Annotated in this window: 19 protein-coding genes; 12 read left to right on the top strand and 7 right to left on the bottom strand. The window is 60.1% G+C overall.

Annotated features, from left to right (window positions below; all coding sequences use genetic code 11):
- Positions 1-22: 22 nt before the first annotated feature.
- Positions 23-1,951 carry a transglycosylase SLT domain-containing protein gene (locus tag KGA85_RS00835; RefSeq protein WP_223454495.1) on the bottom strand — a complete coding sequence of 643 codons (1,929 nt, stop codon included), beginning with the start codon at positions 1,949-1,951 and terminating at the stop codon, positions 23-25.
- Positions 1,952-2,166: 215 nt separating this feature from the next.
- On the opposite strand from KGA85_RS00835, the gene KGA85_RS00830 reads away from it, so the two are divergent.
- Positions 2,167-4,086, top strand: a complete 1,920-nt coding sequence (locus KGA85_RS00830; RefSeq protein ID WP_223454493.1) for an ATP-binding cassette domain-containing protein — start codon at positions 2,167-2,169, stop codon at positions 4,084-4,086.
- A gap of 192 nt (positions 4,087-4,278) precedes the next feature.
- Here the strand turns inward: KGA85_RS00830 and KGA85_RS00825 are convergent, their stop codons facing one another.
- Positions 4,279-4,719, bottom strand: a complete 441-nt coding sequence (locus KGA85_RS00825; RefSeq protein WP_223454491.1) for a universal stress protein — start codon at positions 4,717-4,719, stop codon at positions 4,279-4,281.
- 104 nt (positions 4,720-4,823) lie between these two features.
- Between KGA85_RS00825 and KGA85_RS00820 the strand changes: the two genes are divergently transcribed.
- The 7 genes from KGA85_RS00820 (at position 4,824) to KGA85_RS00790 (ending at position 13,327) form a co-directional block, all read left to right on the top strand.
- Positions 4,824-5,261, top strand: a complete 438-nt coding sequence (locus KGA85_RS00820; RefSeq protein ID WP_223542837.1) for a hypothetical protein — start codon at positions 4,824-4,826, stop codon at positions 5,259-5,261.
- A 624-nt stretch (positions 5,262-5,885) separates the two neighbouring features.
- Positions 5,886-8,033: a fatty acid oxidation complex subunit alpha FadB gene (gene fadB / locus KGA85_RS00815; RefSeq protein ID WP_223454488.1), complete on the top strand. Its 2,148-nt coding sequence runs from the start codon at positions 5,886-5,888 to the stop codon at positions 8,031-8,033.
- A gap of 29 nt (positions 8,034-8,062) precedes the next feature.
- Complete coding sequence (gene fadA / locus KGA85_RS00810) at positions 8,063-9,238, top strand: acetyl-CoA C-acyltransferase FadA (protein WP_008023006.1); 1,176 nt, start codon at positions 8,063-8,065, stop codon at positions 9,236-9,238.
- Positions 9,239-9,337: 99 nt separating this feature from the next.
- Positions 9,338-9,574, top strand: a complete 237-nt coding sequence (locus tag KGA85_RS00805; protein ID WP_046041390.1) for a DUF1653 domain-containing protein — start codon at positions 9,338-9,340, stop codon at positions 9,572-9,574.
- Between the two features lie 114 nt (positions 9,575-9,688).
- Positions 9,689-12,316 (top strand): type I DNA topoisomerase, encoded by a 2,628-nt coding sequence (gene topA / locus KGA85_RS00800; RefSeq protein WP_223532581.1) that lies wholly within the window; start codon positions 9,689-9,691, stop codon positions 12,314-12,316.
- A 158-nt stretch (positions 12,317-12,474) separates the two neighbouring features.
- Positions 12,475-12,999 (top strand): DUF6586 family protein, encoded by a 525-nt coding sequence (locus KGA85_RS00795; RefSeq protein WP_223454485.1) that lies wholly within the window; start codon positions 12,475-12,477, stop codon positions 12,997-12,999.
- 94 nt (positions 13,000-13,093) lie between these two features.
- Positions 13,094-13,327 carry a hypothetical protein gene (locus KGA85_RS00790; protein ID WP_223532593.1) on the top strand — a complete coding sequence of 78 codons (234 nt, stop codon included), beginning with the start codon at positions 13,094-13,096 and terminating at the stop codon, positions 13,325-13,327.
- A gap of 93 nt (positions 13,328-13,420) precedes the next feature.
- Here the strand turns inward: KGA85_RS00790 and sulA are convergent, their stop codons facing one another.
- Together sulA and lexA are read right to left on the bottom strand one after the other, a co-directional pair.
- Positions 13,421-13,897 (bottom strand): SOS-induced cell division inhibitor SulA, encoded by a 477-nt coding sequence (gene sulA, locus KGA85_RS00785; protein WP_223454483.1) that lies wholly within the window; start codon positions 13,895-13,897, stop codon positions 13,421-13,423.
- Positions 13,898-13,907: 10 nt separating this feature from the next.
- On the bottom strand, positions 13,908-14,516 hold the full coding sequence (gene lexA, locus KGA85_RS00780) for a transcriptional repressor LexA (protein WP_223454480.1): 609 nt from the start codon (positions 14,514-14,516) through the stop codon (positions 13,908-13,910).
- Between the two features lie 229 nt (positions 14,517-14,745).
- Here lexA and KGA85_RS00775 point away from each other — a divergent pair, with 229 nt between their 5' ends.
- The 3 genes from KGA85_RS00775 (at position 14,746) to KGA85_RS00765 (ending at position 17,372) form a co-directional block, all read left to right on the top strand.
- Positions 14,746-15,453 carry a TetR/AcrR family transcriptional regulator gene (locus KGA85_RS00775; protein ID WP_150724705.1) on the top strand — a complete coding sequence of 236 codons (708 nt, stop codon included), beginning with the start codon at positions 14,746-14,748 and terminating at the stop codon, positions 15,451-15,453.
- A 158-nt stretch (positions 15,454-15,611) separates the two neighbouring features.
- Positions 15,612-16,622, top strand: a complete 1,011-nt coding sequence (nagZ, locus tag KGA85_RS00770; RefSeq protein ID WP_223454478.1) for a beta-N-acetylhexosaminidase — start codon at positions 15,612-15,614, stop codon at positions 16,620-16,622.
- A gap of 12 nt (positions 16,623-16,634) precedes the next feature.
- On the top strand, positions 16,635-17,372 hold the full coding sequence (locus KGA85_RS00765; protein WP_214381989.1) for an S-methyl-5'-thioinosine phosphorylase: 738 nt from the start codon (positions 16,635-16,637) through the stop codon (positions 17,370-17,372).
- Between the two features lie 144 nt (positions 17,373-17,516).
- On the opposite strand, the gene KGA85_RS00760 is transcribed toward KGA85_RS00765, so the two are convergent.
- From KGA85_RS00760 to mfd, 3 genes are read right to left on the bottom strand one after another with little or no spacing between them, the layout of a single operon-like run.
- Positions 17,517-20,210, bottom strand: a complete 2,694-nt coding sequence (locus KGA85_RS00760; protein ID WP_223542836.1) for a DEAD/DEAH box helicase — start codon at positions 20,208-20,210, stop codon at positions 17,517-17,519.
- A gap of 11 nt (positions 20,211-20,221) precedes the next feature.
- The gene (locus KGA85_RS00755; RefSeq protein WP_223454474.1) at positions 20,222-20,800 is read right to left on the bottom strand and encodes a CsiV family protein; all 579 of its coding nucleotides are present in this window, start codon (positions 20,798-20,800) and stop codon (positions 20,222-20,224) included.
- A 10-nt stretch (positions 20,801-20,810) separates the two neighbouring features.
- Positions 20,811-24,260 carry a transcription-repair coupling factor gene (mfd, locus tag KGA85_RS00750; protein ID WP_223542835.1) on the bottom strand — a complete coding sequence of 1,150 codons (3,450 nt, stop codon included), beginning with the start codon at positions 24,258-24,260 and terminating at the stop codon, positions 20,811-20,813.
- A gap of 364 nt (positions 24,261-24,624) precedes the next feature.
- Between mfd and KGA85_RS00745 the strand changes: the two genes are divergently transcribed.
- Positions 24,625-26,088 (top strand): glyceraldehyde-3-phosphate dehydrogenase, encoded by a 1,464-nt coding sequence (locus KGA85_RS00745; RefSeq protein WP_223454470.1) that lies wholly within the window; start codon positions 24,625-24,627, stop codon positions 26,086-26,088.
- Positions 26,089-26,265: the final 177 nt, after the last annotated feature.

Genomic DNA, 26,265 nt, shown 5'->3' with positions numbered 1-26,265 from the left:
GTCGGCGAGTTAAATCACTACATTATTGATCATCAAAATACCGCTCATGCCAATCCACGATCGGCTGCGGTGAGTTGAGCTTCGCGCCATAGATCACCGAATACGACAGCACGTTTTGCACGTACTGGCGGGTTTCGTCGAACGGAATGCTTTCTACCCACACGTCAAAACTCAAGTGATCCGCACCGCGCAGCCATTGGCGCACGCGGCCCGGGCCGGCGTTGTAGGCGGCGGAGGCTAGGACGCGGTTGCCGTTGAACTGGCTGTGCACCTGGCTCAGGTACGCAGCGCCGAGCTGGATGTTCTTGTCCGGGTCGAACAGTTGCTGTGGCGAGCTATAGGGAATGCTGAACTTGCGTGCGGTTTCCTTGGCGGTGGCGGGCATCAGTTGCATCAGGCCCGAGGCGCCGACCCCGGAGCGGGCGTCGTCCATGAACGCACTTTCCTGGCGGGTGATGGCGAACGCCCAGCTCGGATGCAGGCCGCGATTCTTCGCTTCACGCACCAGGGTGTTGCGGTGAGCCATCGGGAAGCGGATATCCAGGTCATCCCAATACTGCGCCTGACTGATGGTGCGGATCGCCGGGAAGTACCATTTCAGGTCGTAGGCCAGTTTGGCCTGGGCGACCATTTCGTCGCGGCTGAAGTGACGGCTGACGTAGTACCACTCGCGCCGACCATCGACGATCTGCCCGCGGGCGTGCAGCTCCAGGGCACGGCGCACGCCGGGCGTGTTGCGCACCTTGTTGATGGTGGCCTGGCTGAGTACCAGCGGTTTGTTGAGCAGCGAGTAGGGCGACTGTGAGCGATCGGCGGCGAGGAAACCATAGAAGTCGCGTTCGCGGGCCAGGCTTTTATAGAGCGTCTGCGCTTCCGGATTCTGCGGTTGCGCCAGTTCCAGGCTACGAGCCTGCCAGTAACGCCAGCGGTTGGTGGTGGCCAGGTCCTGGGGCAGGCGGCGGGTCAACTGGTAGGCATCCTCCCAGCGCGCCAGGCGCAGGAGTAGGCGCAAGCGCCATTCGGAAACTGTGTTGTCACGCAGTTCCGGGTCGTATTTGGTCATGACGTCCAGTGCGCGGCCGTCGAAACGTTTGGCGAGGGTCAGCCCGATTTCCCGGGCGATCGCCACTTTTTCATCCCGGGAGAAATGCATGCTGCTGGCGTAGCCGTCGAGCAGGTCCATGGCCTTGTCCGGGTCCTGGCGAGCCAGGCGGCGCAGGCCGAGGCTGACCACGTCGGACATGGCTTCATCGGCCGGGGTGAAGCGTGATGGCTGGTTGAGCAGTTCCGGTTTCTGTGCCACGTCCACCAGCAAGCGACCGCGAGGGGCGAGGGTGGTCATGCCGTTGACCAGGCTGTTGGCCAGCGGATAGTTGCGCGCCTGGGCGGCGAGTTTGGCGCGTTCCCAGCGTTTTTGCTCGGTCAACTGGCCATCGGCGGCCCACATGCCGAACAAGGCATCGCAGGCGTCGGGCTGGGATTTCCCGGTCAACCAGAGCTTTTCAGCGTTGGCATAACCTTCGGCTTTGAGGTTGTGGCTGATCTGGTACTGCGCGTTCAGGCAGTCCAGTTCGGTAAAGTTCATTTTCGGGTCGTAGTACTTGACGAAGGTCGCCCAGTCGCCCCGGTCCGCCAGCCAGCGTAACCAGCGTAGTTTCATCCAGTTGGCTTGGGGCAGGTCGCCGTGTTCGGCGAGGAACTTCTCGATTTCGGCGTTGCTCGCGGATTTAAGCCGCGCGGTCAACTCGTCGTAAGCCAGGTAGGGTTCCAGCGGATAATCGGCGAGGGCCTGGCTGTAACGGAAATACGGGCCGCTATCGCCCTTGGCCAAGGCGCGTTTGGCTTCATCGTAATACTGGCGTTGGGTGGACAGGTCCACCGCCTGGGCGGATTGGACGGCAGCGGCAGACAGTAAAAAAGCAGATAAAAGATTGAAAAGGCGACTGCGCATGAGACGTCCGGGCAGAGAAAAATCATGACAAGCGCGGGCCAGGCCCGCGCTGAATTGTCTGTAGCTTAGCCTTTTGCCAGCAGCCGGTGAAAGCTTTGCGGGTCTTCCCGCGTCAGTTCGCAACATTTGTCATGCAGAGTGCTACGAGAGTGAAATTGCCGGCCTTCTGAAGGCTCAAGTCAGGTAGAATGCGCGCCCGGTTTTTGGAGAAGCTCATGACCCTGCTCAAATTCAGCGATGTGTCCCTTGCTTTCGGCGCTATGCCGTTGTTGGACAAGGTGTCCTGGCAGATCGCCCGTGGTGAGCGGGTGTGCATCATCGGCCGCAATGGCACTGGCAAGTCCAGCATGATGAAGCTCGTCAAGGGCGACCAGAAGCCCGATGACGGCTCCGTTTGGCGCGCACCAGGGCTCAAGATTGGCGAATTGCCGCAAGAATTGCCGGTGGCCGACGAGCGGACAGTATTCGACGTGGTGGCCGAAGGCCTGGACGGCGTTGGCGCCTTGCTCGCCGAATATCACCACCTGAGCCAGAACATCGTCACCGACGCCGATCTGGACAAGCTGATGCACGTCCAGCACGACCTCGAAGCCCGCGATGGCTGGCGCTTGCAGACCCTCGTCGACAGCACCTTGAGCCGCCTGCAACTGCCGGCCGACAAGACCCTCGCCGAGTTGTCCGGCGGCTGGCGTCGTCGCGTCTTGCTGGCCCAGGCCCTGGTGTCCGAGCCGGACCTGCTGCTGCTCGACGAACCGACCAACCACCTGGACATCGGTGCCATCGCCTGGCTTGAAGAAGCGCTGAAGGATTTCCAGGGTGCCGTGCTGTTCATCACGCACGACCGTTCTTTCCTGCAGAACCTGGCAACCCGCATCCTCGAACTGGATCGCGGCGGCCTGATCGACTGGAATGGCGACTACGCCAGTTTCCTGGTGCACAAGGAAGCTGAACTCGCTGCCGAAGCCACTGCTAACGCGCTGTTCGACAAACGCCTGGCCCAGGAAGAAGTATGGATTCGCCAGGGCATCAAGGCCCGTCGTACCCGTAACGAAGGTCGTGTCCGTGCACTGAAAGCCTTGCGCGTCGAGCGCAGCGAGCGTCGTGAGCGTACCGGCAAGGCCAACATTCAGCTGGATACCGCTGACAAGTCCGGCAAGCAGGTCATGGTGCTCGAGAATGTGAGCTTCGCTCACCCGGGCGGCCCGTTCCTGATCAAGGATTTCTCCATGGTGCTGCAGCGCGGCGACCGTATCGGTCTGCTCGGCGCCAACGGTACCGGCAAGACCACGTTGCTGAAGCTGATGCTCAGCGGCCTGCAACCGACCAGCGGCAAAGTGGAAGAGGGCACCAGGATCGATGTCGCCTACTTCGACCAGTTGCGCCATCAGCTGGACCTGGAAAAAACCGTGATCGACAACGTGGCCGAAGGTCGCGACTTCATCGATATCGACGGCCAGAGCCGCCACGTGCTGAGCTACCTCGGCGACTTCCTGTTCAGCCCGCAGCGTGCCCGCACGCCGGTCAAGGCGCTATCCGGTGGTGAGCGTGCCCGTCTGTTGCTGGCCAAGCTGTTCAGCAAGCCGGCGAACCTGCTGGTACTCGACGAACCGACCAACGACCTCGACGTCGAAACCCTCGAATTGCTCGAAGAGGTTTTGCTGACCTTCAACGGCACCGTATTGATGGTCAGCCACGACCGGGCATTCCTCGACAACGTGGTCACCAGCACCCTGGTCTTCGAAGGTGAAGGCAAGGTTCGCGAGTACGTCGGTGGCTATCAGGATTGGCTGCGTCAGGGCGGCTCGCCGCGCCTGCTGGGCGTGACCGAGAGCAAGTCCGGCAAGGCCGACCTGAACTCCGCGGTTGTCAAGGCTGAACCTGCGCCGGTTGCGGCAGTCGTCGAAGCGCCAGTGGCGAAGAAAAAGCTCAGCTACAAGTTGCAGCGCGAGCTGGAAGCGTTGCCGGGGCAGATCGAAGCCATGGAACAGCAGATTGCCGCCGTTGAGGCACAGATGGCCGATGCCGGCTTCTATCAGCGTCCAGCTGCGGAAACCGCTGCGGTGATTGCTCAGCTGGAGCAGTTGCAGGCTGAACTCGACATCATGGTCGAGCGTTGGGCCGAGCTGGATGCCTGATTGATCCGGTAACAAAAAAAGCCCGGCGTTCAGTGATGAGCGCCGGGCTTTTCATATGCAACACAATCTGCGGATTGCTGTAGATCCAATGTGGGAGCGGGCTTGCTCGCGAAGGCGGTTTAACGTTCAACGAATGGGTCGACTGTCACACCGCTTTCGCGAGCAAGCCCGCTCCCACAATGATTTGTGTTGTCAGCTTTTGGTTTGCAGGCGCACCGCAAGCACATCGCAAGGCGCGCCATGCAGCACGTCATTGGCGGTGGAGCCCAGCAGCAGTGCCAGGCCGTGCCGGCCATGGCTGCCCACCACGATCAGATCGCATTGCTGTTCCTTGGCGAAGTGATGGATTTCCTGGCGTGGCTGGCCGTAGGTGAGGTGGCAATTGGAGCTCTCAAGCTCTGAGTATTTGTGCTTCAGGCGTTCAAGGCGCTCCTTGGCCTGATCGAACTGCTGTTGTTGCAGTTGTGACAGGTCCATTGGCACGTCGCCGCCGAAGGCCATGGCCATCGGCTCGACAATGTGCACCAGCGACAATTTCGCGCCGTTGCTCACCGACAGTTCGCGAGCGCGGTGAATCACAGGGTCGCACTCTTCGGTCAGATCTACAGCGACCAGAATATGGTTGTAGGGCATGAGGTGCTCCTCCTGAGGGATGCAATATTGGTAAGTATGGCTGGTTTCAAGCGCATTGGTTCCAAAGTGACACAATGGGCTCATTCAAATTCGGGAGTACAGATATGACGGTCTGGATAGTGGTGTCAATCCTGCTGGTGGTGCTGAGTCCGCTGGCATGGTTGCGACCGTCGCGAGTTCAGAGCGGGCGCATAGCCTTGCGGATGGAGGCCCGGCGCATTGGCCTGGCCATGCAATTGGCACCTCAGGAATGGCCGCACTGGCTCAGCCAGGAGCCGCCGAGCCCCTGCGCCCAGTACCATCGCCCGCGGCGTGGCAGTCAGCCGGCGTGCTGGAGTTACTGGCAAAAATCACCGGGTGTCTGGGTCAATCAATGGCAGGAAATCTGTGAAGATCGGGCGCTGCTCGATCATTTCGAAAAATTGCCGGGCAATGTCTTCAAGGTCGAGGCTGACAAGCAAATAATCGCCTTGTATTGGGGCGAGAAGGGCGAGGCCGAGGTGTTGCAACAGATCGATGCCACCCTCAAGGCACTCGCCTGACACCCCACCCTCTGTAGGAGCAGCCGGTCGACGCTCGATTGCTCGCGATAAACCTGAGGGCTCCGCGGGGTGTCAGGCTAACAGCGTCATCGTTGACGTTCATCGCGAGCAAGCTCGCTCCTACAGGAATCATCAGGCAATAAAAAGCCCGACAAAATCATCGGGCGGGGTTGGCCAGGCAGGCCGGTAAAATGGTGTGGGCTGATCTTACGCTGGGCATTCGCCAAAGCGTTCAACTTTTTCCCTCGGTTCCGCCAGCGTAGCTTGTTAAACACGGGCTGCAGCGAATTAGGGCGACTTTTCTAACAATTGATTCTATGAATGACCTTGCATGCTTCGGCGTGTTTAAGGTCTTCGCAGTACGGAAATGACCGGAAAGTCGCGTTTCAACCCGTTTTTCAGGCGATTGACAATTGTCGGAAATTCCGTGAAGGTGACGTACCCAAATCAAACGGGCGTATGAATTGAGCGTTTGTATTTCAGACCGCTCCTACAGAATCCCGACTATCGCGTTGGCGGGTGTGCCGGGGGAATGGGCGTAGCATTGACGATCAACGTCCCTGCCAAGCCATTCGCCTGCGTCCGACGTGTACTGTTCAGCTTCCATATCGTGGAGATCAGTTGATGATTTACGAAGGTAAAGCCATCACGGTTAAGGCTCTTGAAAGTGGCATCGTCGAACTCAAGTTCGACCTCAAGGGTGAGTCCGTCAACAAGTTCAACCGTCTAACCCTGAACGAACTGCGTCAGGCTGTAGACACCATCAAGGCAGATGCTTCGATCAAGGGCGTGATCGTCAGCAGTGGCAAGGACGTATTCATCGTCGGCGCCGACATCACCGAATTTGTCGACAACTTCAAGCTGCCGGATGCAGAACTTGTTGCTGGCAACCTCGAAGCCAACAAGATTTTCAGCGATTTCGAAGACCTCAACGTCCCGACCGTAGCCGCGATCAACGGCATCGCGTTGGGTGGCGGTCTGGAAATGTGCCTGGCGGCGGACTACCGCGTCATGTCCACCAATGCCAAGATCGGTCTGCCGGAAGTCAAGCTGGGCATCTACCCGGGCTTCGGCGGTACTGTGCGCCTGCCGCGCCTGATCGGTGCCGACAACGCCATCGAGTGGATTGCCGCCGGCAAGGAAAACCGTCCTGAAGATGCGCTGAAAGTCGGCGCCGTCGACGCAGTGGTTGCTCCTGAGCAGCTGCAGGATGCCGCGCTGGAACTGATCAAGCGCGCCATCTCTGGCGAGTTCGACTTCAAGGCCAAGCGCCAGCCGAAGCTGGAAAAGCTCAAGCTGAACGCCATCGAACAAATGATGGCTTTCGAAACCGCCAAGGGTTTCGTGGCCGGCCAGGCTGGCCCGAACTACCCGGCGCCGGTTGAAGCGATCAAGACCATCCAGAAAGCTGCGAACTTCGGTCGCGACAAGGCGCTGGAAATTGAAGCTGCCGGTTTCGTCAAGCTGGCCAAGACCTCTGCTGCGCAGAGCTTGATCGGCTTGTTCCTGAACGATCAGGAACTGAAGAAAAAGGCCAAGGCCTACGACGAAATCGCCAAGGACGTGAAGCAGGCCGCCGTACTGGGCGCCGGCATCATGGGTGGCGGTATCGCCTATCAGTCGGCTTCCAAAGGCACGCCGATCCTGATGAAGGACATCAACGAGCACGGTATCGAGCAGGGTCTGGCCGAAGCCGCCAAACTGCTGGTTGGCCGCGTTGATAAAGGTCGCATGACCGCCGCGAAAATGGCTGAAGTGCTCAACGGCATTCGTCCAACCCTGTCCTACGGTGATTTCGGTCACGTGGACCTGGTGGTGGAAGCGGTCGTCGAGAACCCGAAGGTCAAGCAAGCGGTACTGGCTGAAGTTGAAGACCAGGTCAAGGAGGACACCATCCTGGCGTCCAACACCTCGACCATTTCCATCACCTTGCTGGCCAAAGCCCTCAAGCGTCCGGAAAACTTCGTCGGCATGCACTTCTTCAACCCGGTGCACATGATGCCGCTGGTTGAAGTGATCCGTGGCGAGAAGTCCAGCGAACTGGCCGTAGCGACTACCGTTGCCTACGCCAAGAAAATGGGCAAGAACCCGATCGTCGTCAACGACTGCCCGGGCTTCCTGGTCAACCGCGTCCTGTTCCCGTACTTCGGCGGTTTCGCCAAGCTGGTCAGCGCCGGTGTGGACTTCGTCCGTATCGACAAGATCATGGAAAAATTCGGCTGGCCGATGGGCCCGGCCTACCTGATGGACGTGGTCGGCATCGACACCGGTCACCACGGTCGTGACGTGATGGCTGAAGGCTTCCCGGACCGCATGAAGGACGACCGTCGCTCGGCCGTCGACGTGCTCTATGAAGCCAAGCGCCTGGGCCAGAAGAACGGCAAGGGCTTCTACGCCTACGAGACCGACAAGCGCGGCAAGCAGAAAAAAGTGGTCGATCCTTCGGTACTGGAAGTGCTCAAGCCGATCGTTTACGAGCAGCGCGAAGTCACCGACGAAGACATCATCAACTGGATGATGATCCCGCTGTGCCTGGAAACCGTGCGTTGCCTGGAAGACAGCATCGTCGAAACCGCTGCCGAAGCCGACATGGGTCTGGTCTACGGTATTGGTTTCCCTCCATTCCGTGGCGGTGCACTGCGTTACATCGACTCGCTCGGTGTGGCAGAGTTCGTTGCCCTGGCTGACCAGTACGCTGATTTGGGCGCGCTGTACCACCCGACCGCGAAGCTGCGCGAAATGGCCAAGAACGGCCAGAGCTTCTTCGGTTAAGCGCCCCCAACTAGAGTGAGAGTGAACTTATGAGCTTGAATCCTAGAGACGTCGTGATTGTCGACTTCGGTCGTACTCCGATGGGCCGCTCCAAGGGCGGCATGCACCGCAACACCCGCGCCGAAGACATGTCGGCGCACCTGATCAGCAAACTGCTGGAACGTAACGTCAAGGTCGACCCGAACGAAGTCGAAGACGTGATCTGGGGTTGTGTGAACCAGACCCTGGAGCAGGGCTGGAACATCGCGCGCATGGCGTCGCTGATGACCCAGATCCCGCACACTTCGGCCGGCCAGACCGTCAGCCGCCTGTGTGGCTCGTCCATGAGCGCTCTGCACACTGCTGCGCAAGCGATCATGACCGGCAACGGTGACGTTTTCGTGGTTGGTGGCGTCGAGCATATGGGCCATGTGAGCATGATGCACGGTGTCGATCCGAACCCGCACATGTCGCTGTACGCGGCGAAAGCCTCGGGCATGATGGGCCTGACCGCGGAAATGCTGGGCAAGATGCACGGCATCACTCGCGAGCAACAGGACGCTTTCGGCGTGCGCTCCCACCAACTCGCCCACAAGGCGACCGTGGAAGGCAAGTTCAAAGACGAAATCATCCCGATGCAGGGCTACGACGAGAACGGTTTCCTGAAAACCTTCGACTACGACGAAACCATTCGTCCGGAAACCACCCTGGAAAGCCTGGCGGCTCTCAAGCCAGCGTTCAATCCAAAGGGCGGCACCGTGACAGCCGGTACCTCGTCGCAGATCACCGATGGTGCCTCGTGCATGATCGTGATGTCGGCGCAGCGTGCACAGGACCTGGGCATTCAGCCTCTGGCGGTGATTCGCTCGATGGCGGTGGCAGGTGTGGATCCGGCAATCATGGGCTATGGTCCAGTACCGGCCACACAAAAAGCACTGAAGCGCGCGGGTCTGGGCATCTCCGACATCGACTTCTTCGAGCTCAACGAAGCTTTCGCCGCACAGGCCCTGCCAGTGCTGAAAGATCTGAAAGTGCTCGACAAGATGAACGAGAAGGTTAACCTGCACGGCGGCGCGATCGCCCTGGGCCACCCGTTCGGTTGCTCTGGTGCGCGTATCTCCGGCACTTTGCTCAATGTGATGAAGCAGAATGGCGGTACCTTCGGGGTAGCCACCATGTGCATTGGTCTCGGCCAAGGCATCTCCACCGTCTTCGAACGCGTTTAAGCGTCTCGTTGATGGAAGCCGGGGCCAAGTGCCCCGGTTTTTGTTTTTCCGGATTTATTTTTGTTTTTATTTTGAAAACATTTCAGTGAGGGCCAAAGCATGCCGATACAACCTGGGCTCTACCAGCATTACAAAGGTCCGCAGTACCGCGTATTCAGTGTTGCGCGGCATTCGGAAACCGAAGAAGAAGTGGTCTTCTATCAAGCCCTGTATGGCGATTACGGCTTTTGGGTGCGTCCCTTGAGCATGTTCCTGGAGTCCGTCGAAGTTGACGGCGAACAGGTGCCACGCTTTGCTTTGGTGCAGGCCGAAGAAAGCCTTTTCAACAAGGCATAAGCTGAGTGCGCGCAAAACCCTGCGCTTGACCTCACCTTGTTGCCACTATATATAGCGGTGCCGCGTCAGGCGCCAACCGCCTTTCACTTCTCGAATTCAGGAATTTTCTGATCCATGGGCAAATCGCTGGTCATTGTGGAATCCCCGGCTAAGGCCAAGACCATCAACAAGTATTTGGGCAACGAATACGTGGTGAAGTCGAGTATCGGCCATATCCGAGACCTGCCCACCAGCGGTTCGGCTAGCGCCAGCAAAGAGCCAGCCGCCAAGCGCGGCAAGGCTGCTGCGGGTGAAGTGCCGGCACTGTCGCCGAAAGAAAAAGCGCGCAAGCAGCTGGTCGCACGCATGGGTGTCGATCCGGACCATGGCTGGAAAGCCAAGTACGAGATCCTCCCGGGCAAGGAAAAAGTCATCGAAGAGCTGCGCCGGCTCGCCAAGGATGCTGACACCATCTATCTCGCAACCGACTTGGACCGCGAGGGGGAAGCCATTGCCTGGCACCTGCGCGAAGCCATCGGTGGTGACGACACCCGCTACAAGCGCGTGGTGTTCAACGAAATCACCAAGAAGGCGATTCAGGAAGCCTTCTCGAAACCGGGCGAGCTGGATATCGACCGCGTCAACGCCCAGCAGGCGCGTCGCTTCCTCGACCGCGTCGTGGGCTATATGGTTTCGCCGCTGCTGTGGGCCAAGATCGCTCGCGGTCTGTCCGCCGGTCGCGTGCAATCGGTTGCGGTGAAGCTGGTGGTCGAGCGCGAACGTGAAATCCGCGCGTTCATCCCTGAAGAATACTGGGAAGTTCATGCCGACCTCGGTACCGCCAAAGGCGCGACCGTGCGTTTCGACGTGGCTCGCGAAAAGGGCGAAGCCTTCAAGCCGCTCAACGAAACCCAGGCGATGGCTGCGCTGGAGAAGCTCAAGTCTTCCAGCTACAGCATCGTCAAGCGCGAAGACAAACCGACCAGCAGCAAGCCGTCGGCGCCGTTCATCACCTCCACCCTGCAACAGGCCGCGAGTAACCGCCTGGGCTTCGGTGTGAAGAAAACCATGATGATGGCCCAGCGTTTGTACGAAGCCGGCTACATCACCTACATGCGTACCGACTCCACCAACCTCTCGGTTGATGCCGTGGCGATGGCGCGTACCTATATTGAAGGCGAGTTCGGCAAGAAGTACCTGCCGGAAACCCCGAACGTCTACAGCAGCAAGGAAGGCGCACAAGAGGCTCACGAAGCGATTCGTCCGTCCGACGCCAATACCGAGCCAAGCAAGCTGTCGGGCATGGAGCGTGACGCTGAGCGCCTCTACGAGCTCATCTGGCGCCAGTTCCTCGCTTGCCAGATGCTGCCGGCGCAATACCTGTCGACTACCGTCACTGTGGGTGCCGGCGACTTCGAGCTGCGCGCCAAGGGCCGCATCCTGAAGTTCGACGGTTACACCCGTGTCATGCCGCAAATCGCCAAGCCAGGCGATGACGACGTACTGCCGGACATGGCCCAGGGCGACGCGATGAAGCTGATCAAGCTTGATCCGACCCAGCACTTCACCAAGCCGCCGGCGCGTTACTCGGAAGCCAGCCTGGTAAAAGAAATGGAAAAACGCGGCATCGGTCGTCCTTCGACCTACGCGGCGATCATTTCGACCATCCAGGACCGCGGCTACGTGGCGCTGCACAACCGTCGTTTCTACTCGGAAAAGATGGGTGACATCGTCACCGAGCGACTGGCCGAGAGCTTCTCCAACCTCATGGACTACGGCTTCACCGCCGGTATGGAAGAGCATCTCGATGACGTGGCCCAGGGCGAACGTGACTGGAAAAACGTGCTCGACGAGTTCTACGGCGACTTCAAGAAGAAACTCGAAGTAGCCGAAAGCCCGGAACACGGCATGCGGGCCAATCAGCCCGTCATGACTGACATTCCGTGCACCACCTGCGGCCGGCCGATGCAGATCCGTACCGCGTCGACCGGTGTGTTCCTCGGCTGCTCGGGCTACAGCCTGCCGCCGAAAGAACGCTGCAAGGCCACCGTCAACCTGGTGCCGGGCGACGAAATCGCTGCGGACGACGAGGGTGAGTCGGAGTCGCTGGTGTTGCGTGGCAAGCATCGCTGCCCGATCTGCAGCACGGCGATGGATGCCTACCTGCTCGATGAAAAGCGCAAGCTGCACATCTGCGGTAACAACCCGGATTGCGATGGCTACGAAATCGAAGAGGGCACTTATCGCATCAAGGGCTATGAAGGTCCGAGCCTGGAATGCGACAAGTGTGGCAGTGAGATGCAGCTTAAGACCGGCCGTTTCGGCAAGTTCTTCGGTTGCACCAATGCCACCTGCAAGAACACCCGCAAACTGCTCAAGAGCGGTGATGCGGCACCGCCGAAGATGGATCCGGTGAAGATGCCTGAGCTGAAGTGCGAAAAGGTCAACGACACCTACATTCTGCGCGACGGTGCATCCGGTCTGTTCCTGGCGGCCAGCCAGTTCCCGAAAAACCGCGAGACCCGTGCTCCGCTGGTGATGGAAATCGTCCCGCACAAGGATGAGATCGATCCGAAGTATCACTTCCTCTGCGAAGCACCGAAGAAAGATCCGGATGGCCTCCCGACTGTGATTCGTTACAGCCGCAAGACCAAGGAGCAGTACGTGCAGACCGAGGTCGAGGGTAAGCCGACTGGCTGGAAAGCGTTCTACGACGGCGGTAAGTGGAAAGTCGAAGACAAGCGTCCGGCTGCGAAAGCGTAAAGCTTCGCGGTACTGAAAAGGCCGCATGAGAACCTTCGGGTTTTCATGCGGCCTTTATTGTGCTCCTGCAAAAAAGGGGGGGCTTGCGGTTGGATCGGCTGATCCACGACACTGTCCAACCTGCATGAAGCAATTATTTCGTTGTGGAGGCTGCCGTCATGGCCCACGAACTGTATACCCGTACCAATCAGAAGATTTATTTCGCCGGCTTGTCGCTCGAAGCACTGGCCCGCACTGAAGAGGGGCGGGCGATGAACTCGCTGGCGCTGATCCAGGCCGGACGCGAATCCGCGCTGTTTCACCTGTACGGCGCGCTGTTGGGTCTGTGTCACGAAATCGCCGGCTTCTATCGCTTGCCTCAGGCCAATGCGCCCCGTGCAGAGTTGTTGCTGACTCGCGAGGTGCTGGAAACCATCGCCATTCCGGAAATGGCTGAGCTGGTCGAGTTGGCCAGTAACCCGGAGACCTGGCTGGCCAAGCTGTTGGCAGCCCATGCTGCGCTGTTTCAGCCGCCGCGCGCGCCCCACAAGCCGAAAGGGGACGTGACCCAGCCGCTGATTCAGGCTGTCAATCTGGATGAAGAGGAGGCGCCGCAGGAGCTGAGTCGTGAGGAGCTGGAGAGCTGGCGCCAGAATCTGAAGGGGTTGGCGATCCGCTTTCGCGAAGGCCTGAACGAGTGCTGACAGAAACAGTTTTGGGATGACATCTGGTCAAGATCCCAAGCGAAGCCCGCGCGATGCCTATATAATCCCCGCCTTTCGTGGAGAACAGTCCTTTATGCCAACGTCCTTTCTAGAAATTGTCGAGTTGCCAGACGGCCGTATCGAGCTGCGCAGGGCTGAGGACGAGGGTTCTCTGGTTACTTTGGATTTCTCCGAGGACGCCAAGGCATTTCTGCAAGGGCAGCACGTGGAAGTCGCCAAGGCGATGTTGAGCGTCGGTGTACAGATGGCCGGTCGCTTGGCTGAAGGCGAGTTCGACAAGGAAGAGGGGGCGCGGGTGCTTCATTGATCCCCGTCTGTCGTTTTTCTTGATATCGCTACTCATCGGCTTCTCTGTCCCTGGAGAAGCCTCACGCGGTGAATCACGCGTTTTGTCCGCCGGTTAACCCAGTCGAATATTCAGGCTCTGAGCGTCCCCGGTGCGGGCGGCGCTGATCAGTTGTTGCCGCGATTGGGGGCTCAACGGGTTGATCCAGCTGACCACAGTGTGGCTACGACCCAGGCGTAGGGCTTCGCAGGTCAGTTGCTGGGCGCTCTGGGTACCCCGCGGTTGCAGCAACAGAATGCGCTCGCGGTTAAGGCCAGCATCGCGCAACCAGGCTTGAGTCAGGCTGGCGGGCGGCGCGATCAGTGTCAGCCAGCGTGCGTCCTGGTCCTGGCTCAATTCCCTGAGGATCGGTGCCAGAAGGCTCAGGCAGTTCCCGGCTGCACCACGCAGTGACAGCTCGCTGAAAACGTCAGGTTCGGCGCTCCAGGGGGACTCGACTACGTCTTTCAGGATCGGCGCCAATGGCTGTGCCATGAACGCTTCGAACAAAGGCAGTTGGGTTTGCTGTGGTGATGGCTGTGGGAACTGCATGGAGCCTCCTTTAGCGGCGAATGACGCCGACACTCAAGCCTTCGATCACCAGTTCCTGGTCTTGAAGGTTCACTTCAATGGGGGCGAACTCGGGGTTCTCGGCGATCAGCCAGACTTTGCTGCCGTCACGCTTGAAGCGCTTGACGGTCACTTCGTCGCCGATTCGCGCCACCACGATCTGGCCGTTACGGGCTTCGCGGGTGGTGTGGACCGCCAGCAGGTCGCCGTCGAAAATGCCGATATCCTTCATGCTCATCCCATGGACGCGCAGCAGGTAGTCGGCGCGCGGATGGAAGAAGGCAGGATTGATGTTGCAGGACTCTTCGATGTGTTGCTGCGCAAGAATCGGGGCGCCGGCTGCGACCCGGCCAATGATCGGCAGGGTGGCGTCGTCGGCCTTGGCTTCGAAGCCGGGGATGCGGATGCCACGGGAGGCGCCAGGCGTCATCTCGATTGCACCCTTGCGGGCCAGTGCCTTGAGGTGTTCTTCCGCCGCATTGGGTGACTTGAAACCCAGTTCCTGAGCGATTTCCGCACGGGTGGGTGGATATCCGTTGTCTTCCAGGCAGCGTTTGATGAAAGCCAGAATCTCTGCTTGTCGTGGCGTCAGCTTTAGCATATTGATCGCTCTGTTTTTTTATACAGTGACTGGGATTATATACAGTGAGACGGTCTTGGCAATGCTCCATTTTTCAGTCGCCGCCGGACGGTCAATCAGTCAGTGGATTGAAGCTTCGCCGTTGTGTGGTTAAATGTCTGACCGACCATTCCCGAAACGAACTGCCAGACTTGACAATGCACAGGCTGAAACGTATGTTTCAAACAAGTGTTTGTCAGGCGGAGTAGCCATGGCCCAGTCGGAAACCGTTGAACGCATTCTTGATGCAGCCGAGCAGTTGTTCGCGGAAAAAGGTTTCGCCGAAACCTCGTTGCGCCTGATCACCAGCAAGGCGGGTGTCAACCTGGCGGCGGTGAACTATCACTTCGGTTCCAAGAAGGCGTTGATTCAGGCGGTTTTCTCGCGGTTCCTCGGGCCGTTCTGCATCAGTCTCGATAAAGAGCTGGAGCGGCGTCAGGCCAAGCCCGACATCAAGCCTACTCTCGAAGAGTTGCTGGAGATCCTCGTCGAACAGGCACTGGTGGTGCAGCCGCGCAGTGGCAACGACCTGTCTATCTTCATGCGTTTGCTGGGACTGGCGTTCAGTCAGAGCCAGGGGCACTTGCGTCGTTATCTGGAAGACATGTACGGCAAGGTGTTTCGCCGCTACATGATGCTGGTCAACGAAGCGGCGCCACGTATTCCACCCATCGAACTGTTCTGGCGCGTGCACTTCATGCTGGGTGCGGCGGCGTTCAGCATGTCCGGTATCAAGGCCTTGCGGGCGATTGCCGAAACCGATTTCGGCGTGAACACCTCTATCGAGCAGGTCATGCGCCTGATGGTGCCATTCCTGGCTGCCGGCATGCGTGCCGAATCCGGTGTGACGGATGCGGCCATGGCTACTGCCCAGTTGCGTCCACGCAGCAAATCGACACCGGTTGCCGCCAAGGTTTAACTGCACACGGGTGGGCGCGGCAGCTGACATCCGCTAAGCTAGCCGCCCATGCCGACTCTCGTTCTGAACCCGTTTCCCACTGATATCGCCGATCTGCCGGGCACAGCGCCTGGCGGCGAATCCGTGTGGGCCGGGTTATCTGTTATCAAGGAATTTTTATGACTGCTGTCTTGCAAGGCTCGTTGATGGTGGACGTCGCCGGTACCTGGCTGACGGCTGAAGATCGCCAATTGTTGCGCCAGCCCGAAGTGGGTGGCCTGATCATCTTTGCCCGTAACATCGAGCATCCACGTCAGGTGCGTGAATTGAGTGCGGCAATCAGAGCCGTTCGTCCCGATCTGCTGTTGGCGGTGGATCAAGAGGGCGGCCGCGTGCAGCGCCTGCGCCAGGGTTTCGTGCGCTTGCCCGCCATGCGCGCCATTGCCGACAACCCGAACGCCGAATACCTGGCCGAGCAGTGCGGCTGGATCATGGCGACCGAAGTGTTGGCCGTTGGCCTGGACCTGAGTTTCGCCCCGGTGCTCGACCTGGATTACCAGCGCAGCGCCGTAGTTGGCACCCGTTCGTTCGAAGGTGATCCCGAGCGCGCTGCCTTGCTCGCGGGTGCATTCATCCGCGGCATGAACAGCGCCGGGATGGCCGCCACCGGCAAGCATTTCCCTGGCCATGGCTGGGCCGAGGCTGACTCCCACGTCGCGATTCCCAACGACGAACGCAGCCTCGACGAGATCCGCGCCAATGACCTGGTGCCGTTTGCCAAACTGAGCAAGCAACTGGCCGCCGTCATGCCGGCCCACGTTATTTATCCACAAGTCGATTCCCAGCCCGCCGGTTTCTCCCGCCGCTGGTTGCAGGACATCCTGCGCGGCGAGTTGCAGTTCGACGGGGTGATTTTCAGTGATGACCTGTCCATGGCGGGCGCTCACGTGGTCGGCGATGCCGCCAGTCGTATCGAAGCGGCGCTGACTGCCGGTTGCGACATGGGCCTGGTGTGCAACGACCGCGCTGCCGCCGAACTGGCCCTGAGCGCTGCGCAACGCCTGAAGGTCAAGCCGTCCGAGCGTATTGCGCGGATGCGCGGCCAGTCGTTTGCCAACGTCGAATACCGTCAAGACCCGCGCTGGCTGGCCGCTGTCGGCGCGCTCAAAGAAGCTCAATTGATTGATTAAGGACTGTTCGTTATGACGGTTTACGCGATTATCGGTGGCACTGGCCTGACTCAACTCGAAGGCCTGAGCATTCGTCAATCCTTGGCGGTGGACACGCCTTATGGCGCACCTTCGGCCGACGTGCAGATCGGCGAGTATGCCGGCAAGGAAGTGCTGTTCCTCGCACGTCACGGTCATCCGCATCGTTTTCCGCCGCATCAGGTCAACTACCGCGCCAACCTCTGGGCGCTGAAGCAGGCCGGTGCCGAAGCCATTCTGGCGGTCAACGCCGTGGGCGGCATCCATGCTGCCATGGGCACCGGGCATTTCTGCGTGCCGCATCAGTTGATCGACTACACCAGCGGTCGTGAGCACACCTACTTTGCCGATGACCTGGAGCAGGTCACCCATATCGACTTCAGCTACCCCTACAGCGAACCGTTGCGCCAGCAATTGATTGCGGCATTGGCAGCGGAAGGTGTGGGCTACAGCAGTCATGGCGTGTATGCCTGCACTCAAGGGCCGCGCCTGGAGACAGTGGCTGAAATCGCCCGGCTGGAGCGCGATGGCTGCGACATCGTCGGCATGACCGGTATGCCGGAAGCGGCCCTGGCCCGTGAACTGGAACTGGATTACGCCTGTCTGGCGCTGGTGGTGAACCCGGCGGCGGGCAAGTCGACGGCGGTGATCACCATGGCCGAGATCGAGCAGGCGTTGCATGACGGCATGGGCAAGGTGAAATCGACATTGGCGCGGGTGCTCAAGGGCTGAGTCAGGCCCTATACCGAGTCGCTCCCTTCGCGAGCAAGCCCGCTCCCACATTTGATTTGTGTTTAACCTCAACAGTGGAGGCAACACAAAAACACTGTGGGAGCGGGCTTGCTCGCGAAGACGCCGGTTCTGGCGCCGAAAGTCTCAGCGTTTTTCGAGGTTTTCCGGCAGCGGCGCAAACAGCGCTTCAATATCATCGCTCTGCAGTTTCCAGTCCCCGGCCTTGCGGCCATCCAGCACGCCGGCCGCGAGGTCGGATTTTTCCTTTTGCAGGTGCTGAATCTTTTCTTCCACCGTGCCGCGCGCAATCAATTTATAAACGAACACCGGCTTCTCCTGGCCGATGCGATACGCCCGGTCGGTCGCCTGGTTTTCCGTCGCCGGGTTCCACCACGGGTCGTAATGAATCACCGTGTCTGCTTCGGTCAGGTTCAGGCCAACGCCACCGGCCTTCAGGCTGATCAGAAAAATCTGACGTTTGCCGCTCTGGAATTCCTTCACCGGTGTGCGGCGGTCGCGGGTCTGGCCGGTCAGCAGGGCGTAGGCCACGCCGCGTTTGTTCAGTTCGTCTTCGATCAGCGACAGCATCGAGGTGAACTGCGAGAACAGCAGGATCCGCCGACCTTCCTCGAACAACTCTTCGAGCATTTCCATCAGGCTGTCGAGCTTGCCCGACGTGCTGCCACGGCTTGGCAGGGTTGCCTCGTTGACCAGGCGCAAGTCGCAGCACACCTGGCGCAGCTTGAGCAGTGCTTCGAGAATGATGATCTGGCTACGGGCCACGCCTTTACGGGTGATCTCGTCGCGGACTTTCTTGTCCATGGCCAGGCGCATGGTTTCGTACACGTCGCGCTGGGCTTCGTTGAGTTCGACCCAGTGGATGATCTCGGTTTTCGGCGGCAACTCGGTGGCCACCTGTTCCTTGGTGCGGCGCAGCAGGAAAGGTTTGATCCGGCCGTTGAGGTGCTGAAGCCTGACCTCGCTGGTGCGTTTTTCAATCGGCACGCGGTAATCGCGGTTGAAGCTTTTGACGTCGCCCAGCCAGCCAGGCAAGAGGAAGTGAAACAGCGACCACAGCTCGCCCAGATGGTTTTCCAGCGGCGTGCCGCTCAGGCACAGGCGCTGCCGGGCATTCAGTTCGCGGGCAGCCTGGGCGGCCTTGCTGGTGGGGTTCTTGATGTATTGCGCTTCGTCCAGCACCAGTATGTGCAAGGGCTGCGCCGCCAGGCGTTCGACATCCTTGGGCAGCAGCGCATAGGTGGTCAGGATCAGGTCGTAATCGGCCAGCTTGTCGAAGTGCTTTTTGCGGCTGGCACCGTATAGCGCCAGAACCTTGAGTTGCGGCGTAAAGTGCGCCGCTTCGTCGAGCCAGTTGGGGATCAGGCTGGTCGGCATTACGACCATGCACGGCCGATCGAGGCGGCCGGCGTTTTTCTCGCTCAGCACGTGCGCCAGTGTCTGCAGGGTTTTGCCCAGGCCCATGTCGTCCGCGAGAATTCCACCCACTTCCAGTTGCCGCAGCGATTGCATCCAGCTCAAGCCTTCGAGCTGATACGGCCGCAGCGTCGCATTCAGGCCGTCCGGGGCGGTGGCCGTGTGGTCCTTGATGTCACGCAGGCGCTGGGCAAAGGTGCGGATCTGTTCGCCACCCTCCCAGAGCAGTGGCATGTCTTCCAGCGGGTTCAGGCGCGTGGCATCGGCCTTGCTCAGGCGCAGCGTGGTGTCGCCGGGTTCCTGCAGGTAGAACTCGCCGAGGGTGGCCAGCACCGGCTTCAGGCGGCCGAAGGGCAGGGCGACTTGCAACGGGCCGTACTCGGAGTTCGGGCGGTTGGGGATGTTGACCAGGATCAGCTCGTCGTCGCGTCGTCGGGCCAGGCGTTCCGGGTTGAGGATTTCGGTGTGCGAGCGCATCAGATTGAGCAGGATCGGCAACAGGCTCAGGCGTTCGCCATTGACGATGATCCCCAGTTCCAGATCGAACCAGTCCCGCTCCGGAGCCTGTTCGACCGTGGCGTACCAGTCGTCTACCGCGGTCAGGTCGAAACCGAAGTCCTCGTCGATCTGTAGTTCCCAGCCCTGGGTGCGCAGCTTCGGCAGTTCATTGAGGGTAAAGGTCAGCCAGGCGCTGTCATTGACCATCTCGAACAGCTCGCCGGCACTTTCCGGCAAGGCCTTGCTTTGCCGGGTGGCGACTTTGAAGCCGAGGATTCGCAATTGTTCCCGGTAGGACTGTTCCACTTCCGGGTGGCGTTTTATTCGCAGCGTTTGGGTTTCCTGGCGAATCAGAATATCGGTGTTTTTCTGCCCGGAAACGTACTCGTCCAGATAACTGAAAGACAGCGCCGCGCGATGCTGGATGTAACGCTGCATTCGACCGTTGCGCGGTTCGAACGCGCTGAACTCGATGCTGGCCAGCCACAGGCGCGGTACCGGTTGCACATTGTCCACCAGCACTTGCGGCGGGGCTTTCGGGCTGCGGTTTTCCAGGACTGCCTGGAGTTTTTCCAGGAGTTCAGCGTCTTTGGCGGCAGCGGGGTAGTCGAGGGTTTCCTGCACTTGCAGGAGCACCGCCGCGCAATGTTTGCAGTTGCTGTGGACCGGGCAGGAGCAGGTGGCGTCGACCATCAGCAGCGTGCCTTTGGCTGACTCGCGCAGGCGAATGGTCTGACGGTAGACATTGCCGCCCGAGCCCTCGCAGGCGGCGATGATGGTTGCGTCGCCGGCCTCGACGATCCTGACGCGGTTCTCTAGCGCGTAACGGCGGCCACGCTCCAGGCTCTGTTCCTTGAATCGGCTGACCCACGAAGGTGCCAGGGGTTTGCTCAGGGTCGCGGACATAGAGACTTCAATCAGTCCGGAATTTCTTCGGGAGCTGCTCGGGGTGCGGGAGCGGTCAGCGAAGTGATCTTGATCAGTAGGCCGAGGTGGCCGTTGTCGAGGAAGTTCAACTGGCCGTTCTTGGTGTGGCTTTCCTGTTTCAGGCGCTCGCTGGCGGTCACCATGCCATTGGCATCGATCTGATTGACCCAGAAATCGGCGTCGACGTCGGTAAAGCGTCCCAGCGTCATGTTCAATGTGCCCTCGATCGGGAACTGACCATACTGTTCCTTGCCGTCGCTAATCGCCACTTTGCTGGCAGTTTCGCCGAGGGGCTGTTGCCAGGCCTTGTGCAGCAACACCGTGTAGTCGGCGCTGCTGGTGAGTTTTTCCACCTCGCCATTCAGGCTTGGCGTGCGCAGGCTGTCGGGGCTGACGGGTTGGGCACCCGCCGCCCAGTCTTCCGGCGCAGCGCGGCTGACAATCGCCGGCACGGCGTTTTGACGGACCAGAATCATTTCGACCTGATACAGGTCATCGGCAAATGCCGTGGGTGCGACCAGTGCTGGCATCAGCAGGGTCAGCAAGGTCAGTGAGCGAAACAGGCGCATGCGGCGTCCTTCAAGCAGTTTTCGGAACGAGGCGCTCGAACAGCGCCTCTACAGTATTAAAGCGCTCTTCCGGGCGCTCCATCGGAACCATGAACTTGAACATCGTGGCGCCTTCGAATTTGTAGCGTTTTGGCTGGCTCTGGATCAGTTTGATCAGGGTCAGCGGGTCGACCGGCGTCTGTGCGGCGAACTCGACGCGACCGCCTTGGGGGCCGCCATCGACTTTCTTGATGCCCAGTTGCTCGGCCTGCAATTTCAATGCAGTGATGCGGATCAGGTTCTTGGTCGGTTCCGGCAACAGGCCGAAACGGTCGATCATCTCCACCTGCAAATCCTTGAGGCCGTCCTCGTCGGTGGCCGAGGCAATGCGTTTGTAGAGAATCAGGCGGGCGTGGACATCCGGCAGGTAGTCCTCGGGAATCAACGCCGGCACGCGCAAGTTGACTTCCGGACCGCCGCCGAGCGGTTGGTCGAGGTTCGGCTGCTCGCCCTTGCGGATCGACTTCACCGCGCGCTCGAGCATTTCCATGTACAGCGTGAAGCCGACGGCCTGGATCTGCCCGCTCTGACCGTCACCGAGCAGTTCGCCGGCGCCACGGATTTCCAGGTCGTTGGTGGCAAGCACGAAGCCCGCGCCGAGGTCCTGGGTATTGGCAATCGCTTCCAGGCGCTTTTCCGCGTCCGGGGTGATTTGCTGGCGCGGCGGCGTCAGCAGGTAGGCGTATGCCTGGTGGTGGCTGCGTCCGACCCGACCGCGCAACTGGTGCAACTGCGCCAGGCCGAACTTGTCGGCACGCTCGATGATGATGGTGTTGGCGCTTGGTACGTCGATGCCGGTCTCGATGATGGTCGAGGCGATCAGTACGTTGAAGCGCTTGTGATAGAAATCGCTCATCACCTGTTCGAGATCGCGTTCGCGCATCTGCCCGTGACCGATGCCGATCCGTGCTTCCGGTACCAGCTCGGCGAGGTCGGCGGCACATTTCTCGATGGTCTTCACGTCGTTGTGCAGGTAATAGACCTGACCGCCACGCAGCAACTCACGCAGCAGGGCCTCTTTGACCGTGCTCTTGTTCTGTTCCATGACGAAGGTGCGGACCGACAGGCGACGGGCCGGTGGCGTGGCGATGATCGACAGGTCGCGCATGCCCGACACCGCCATGTTCAGCGTGCGCGGAATCGGCGTGGCGGTCAGGGTCAGGATGTCGACTTCGCTGCGCAGGGCCTTGAGCTGTTCTTTCTGGCGCACGCCGAAACGGTGTTCCTCGTCGATGATCACAAGGCCAAGGTTTTTGATCTTCACGTCGTCCTGCAGCAACTTGTGAGTGCCGATGACGATGTCGATCTTGCCTTCGGCCAGGTTCGCGACCGCCGCATTCACTTCCTTGGCCGACTTGAAGCGGCTCATCACTTCCACGGTCACCGGCCAGTCGGCAAAGCGGTCGCGGAAGCTGTTGTAGTGCTGCTGGGCGAGCAGGGTGGTCGGCACCAGGATCGCCACCTGGCGACCGCCGTGCACGGCAATGAACGCGGCGCGCATCGCCACTTCGGTCTTGCCGAAGCCGACGTCGCCGCACACCAGGCGGTCCATCGGTTTGGGCGCGAGCATGTCTTCGCGCACCGCTTCGATGGTGGTTTGCTGGTCCGGGGTTTCTTCGAACGGGAAACCGGCGCTGAAGGTGGCGTAGTCGGCCTTCGGATCGGCGAAAGCGTAGCCTTCGCGGGCGGCACGACGGGCATAGATGTCGAGCAACTCGGCGGCCACGTCACGCACCTGTTCGGCGGCTTTGCGCTTGGCTTTCTGCCAGGTCTCGGAGCCGAGGCGGTGCAGCGGGGCCAGGGCATCGTCGCTGCCGGTGTAGCGGGCGATCAGGTGCAGGTTGGCCACCGGCACATAAAGCTTGGCGCCTTCGGCGTATTCCAGGGCGAGGAATTCAGCGGCCTGGCTGTCGATTTCCAGGGTCGCCAGGCCCAGGTAGCGGCCGACGCCGTGGTCGATGTGCACCACCGGCGCACCCTCGCGCAGCTCGGTGAGGTTCTTGATCACGGCATCGTTGTTGGCATCGGCGCGCTTTTCACGGCGACGGCGCTGCATCACGCGCTGGCCGAACAACGGGCTTTCCGCGACGAGGGCCAGGGCCGGGTCGTCAAGCAGCAAGCCTTCGTCGAGCGGAGCGATGGTGATCGCCAGGCGTTCCTTGCCGGCGACAAAGTCCGGCCAGCTGTCGACGGTTTTCGGTCGCAGCTTCAGGCGTTCCAGCAGTTCCAGCAACACTTCGCGGCGGCCTGCCGATTCGGCGGTAAACAACACGCGACCGGGGAACTGGTCGAGGAATTCGGCCAGTGCCGCCATCGGCTGAGTGGCCTTGGCTTCGATGGCCAGGTTCGGCAGCTCCCGAGCGGGGAAGCGCTCGCGACCGCTACCGCTTTCTACGTCCTGTTGACTGGCCACCACACGGGGCCAGTTCTTCAGGCGCGCGAAGCAGTCTTCCACTGGCAGGAACAGTTCGGCGGGCGGTAATAAAGGACGGGACGGGTCGACGCGGCGTTCTTCATAGCGATTGCGCACGTCGTTCCAGAAGTTTTCCGCGGCCTGTTCGATGCCGGGCAGCGAGAACACTTGCGTGTCCTGGGGCAGGTAATCGAACAGCGTCGAGGTTTCTTCGAAGAACAGCGGCAGGTAATACTCGATACCGGCCGGGGTAATCCCGCTGCTCAAATCCTGGAAAATCGGGCAGCGGCGGAAATCGACATCGAAGCGCTCGCGGAACCGCGCCTTGAAACGGGTGACCGCTTCTTTCTGCAGCGGGAATTCCTTGGCCGGCAACAGTTTGACCGAGTCGACTTTGTCGATCGAACGCTGGTTCTCCGGGTCGAAGGTGCGCAGGGTTTCGATTTCGTCGTCGAACAGATCGATGCGATACGGCAACTTGCTGCCCATCGGGAACAGATCGATCAGCGAACCGCGAACGGTGAACTCGCCGTGTTCATACACCGTATCGACGTAGCGATAACCCGTGGCTTCAAGCCGGGTGCGCATTTGCTCGACGTCGAGCTTCTGGCCGATATCCAGCACCAGGCTGCTGCCGAGCAGGAATTTGGTCGGCGCGAGGCGATGCAGGGCGGTCGTGATCGGCACCACCAGCACGCCATGGCTCAGCTCCGGCAGCCGGTACAGGCTGGCGATGCGCTGGGAAATGATGTCCTGGTGCGGCGAGAACAGGTCGTAGGGCAGGGTTTCCCAGTCGGGAAAGTGCAATACGGGCAAATCCGGGGCGAAGAAACCCAGCTCCTGTTCCAGCCGTTCGGCACTTTGGCTATCGGCGGTCAGCAGCAGGGTAAAGCGCTTGGCAGCGCTGGCGGCCTCGGCGATGGCCAGGCTCAGGGCGGCACCGGGCAGGTTGCCCCAGTGCTGTTTACCTGCCGCGGCAGGGAGAAGCGGTAGACGCAGAACGGGCACGGAAGGTTGAGCTCCAAGCGTTGCGACAAAGTCGGTAATTGTAGCGGTCTACGATGCCGCCTGTCAGTTGCTGACTGCGTCTAAAAGCGCGGGTGGGGCAAAATGTAGTGGTAAAGACAAAATTCGGCGGTTTTTTACCGAAAATTACTGAATATGTAGTGGCAAAAACAACGAGTGTTACGGAGGGTTACGGACAAGGAGGCGTGACCACCAAAAAATTGACTGCGCTGAAAGCCCCGGTTTTATTGGGCTGGCGCGATGCGTGATTTTTTTGAACGAGGATTTGTTACGTAAAGTACGACGGGCGCGCATTGCTACGGCGGCCACTCGGCGGCATAATGTAGCCCCTTTTTTCTGCCCCTACATGTGGAAGGTTCCCGTGACTCAGAAGCCCGACCAGTGTCTTGGTGAATGGATCGACCGTGAAGCACTCGCAGAAGCGATGATTCCGCTTATCGGTCAGCTCTACCGCAATAACAACGTGGTGAGCTCGATCTATGGCCGCAGCCTGATCAATCGTTCAGTCATTGCGATTCTCAAAGCTCACCGCTTTGCTCGTCACCGTCAGTCCGACGAAAGCGAGCTGTCCGTCCACGAAACATTCCCGCTGATCAAGGCGATGAGCGAGCTCAAGCTCGGCGCCGCTTCGGTGGACCTGGGCAAGCTGGCGGCCAAATTCAAGGCCGAAGGCAATGGCCGTACTGCCGAGCAGTTCGTCCGTGAAGAACTGGCTGACGTCGTTGGCCAGCAAAACGCATCCGCCCGCAAAGGCACCGACGTTGTCCTCTACGGCTTCGGTCGTATCGGCCGTCTGCTGGCGCGCATCCTGATCGAGAAAACCGGTGGTGGCGACGGCCTGCGTCTGCGCGCCATCGTTGTCCGCAAGGGCGCCGAGAACGACCTGGTCAAGCGTGCCAGCCTGCTGCGCCGCGACTCGGTCCATGGCCCGTTCGATGGCACCATCACCATCGATGAAGCCAACAACACCATCACCGCCAACGGCAACCTGATCCAGGTTATCTACGCCAAGAGCCCGGCCGAAGTCGACTACACCCAGTACGGCATCGAAAACGCTCTGATCGTCGACAACACCGGTGTATGGCGTGACGCTGACGGCCTGGGCCAGCACCTGGCCTGCCCGGGCGCTGCCCGTGTGATCCTCACCGCACCTGGCAAGGGCGCGCTGAAGAACATCGTGCACGGCATCAACCATGGCGATATCACCCCTGACGACAAGATCATTTCGGCGGCTTCCTGCACCACCAACGCCATCGTGCCGGTGCTCAAGGCAGTCAACGACAAGTACGGCATCATCAACGGCCACGTCGAAACCGTTCACTCGTTCACCAACGACCAGAACCTGATCGACAACTTCCACAAGGGCAGCCGTCGTGGCCGCGCCGCGCCGCTGAACATGGTAATCACCGAGACCGGTGCCGCCACCGCAGCCGCCAAGGCGCTGCCAGTGCTCAAGGGCAAGCTGACCGGCAACGCGATTCGCGTTCCTACGCCGAACGTGTCGATGGCTATCCTGAACCTGAACCTGGAAAAGGCCACCACTCGCGAAGAGATCAACGAGTACCTGCGCCAGATGGCCATGCACTCGGATCTGCACAAGCAGATCGACTACGTGAGCTCCCAGGAAGTGGTTTCCACCGACTTCGTTGGCTCGCGCCACGCAGGCGTAGTGGACGCTGAAGCGACCATCACCCAGGATAACCGCGTTGTTCTGTACGTTTGGTACGACAACGAATTCGGTTACAGCTGCCAGGTGGTTCGCGTGATGGAAGACATGGCCGGTGTAAACCCGCCAGCATTCCCGCGCTAAGCCTTTAGCTGCACATGAAACGCCCCGACCTTGGTCGGGGCGTTTTTGTTTGGTGCGCCCAGCATGGGCGCAATCTTGTGGGTGAAAGTCCCGCCGTAAGCTGACCACAGCGAACGAAGCGAAGCGCAACTGCATGAGGGCGACCGAGTGTGGGGAGGAAGCGTGGAGCGAAACCGC

Source organism: Pseudomonas sp. GL-B-12 (genome assembly GCF_019955895.1).
In the GTDB taxonomy this organism is placed as follows: domain Bacteria; phylum Pseudomonadota; class Gammaproteobacteria; order Pseudomonadales; family Pseudomonadaceae; genus Aquipseudomonas.
This window is presented reverse-complemented; position numbering and strand designations above follow the sequence as displayed.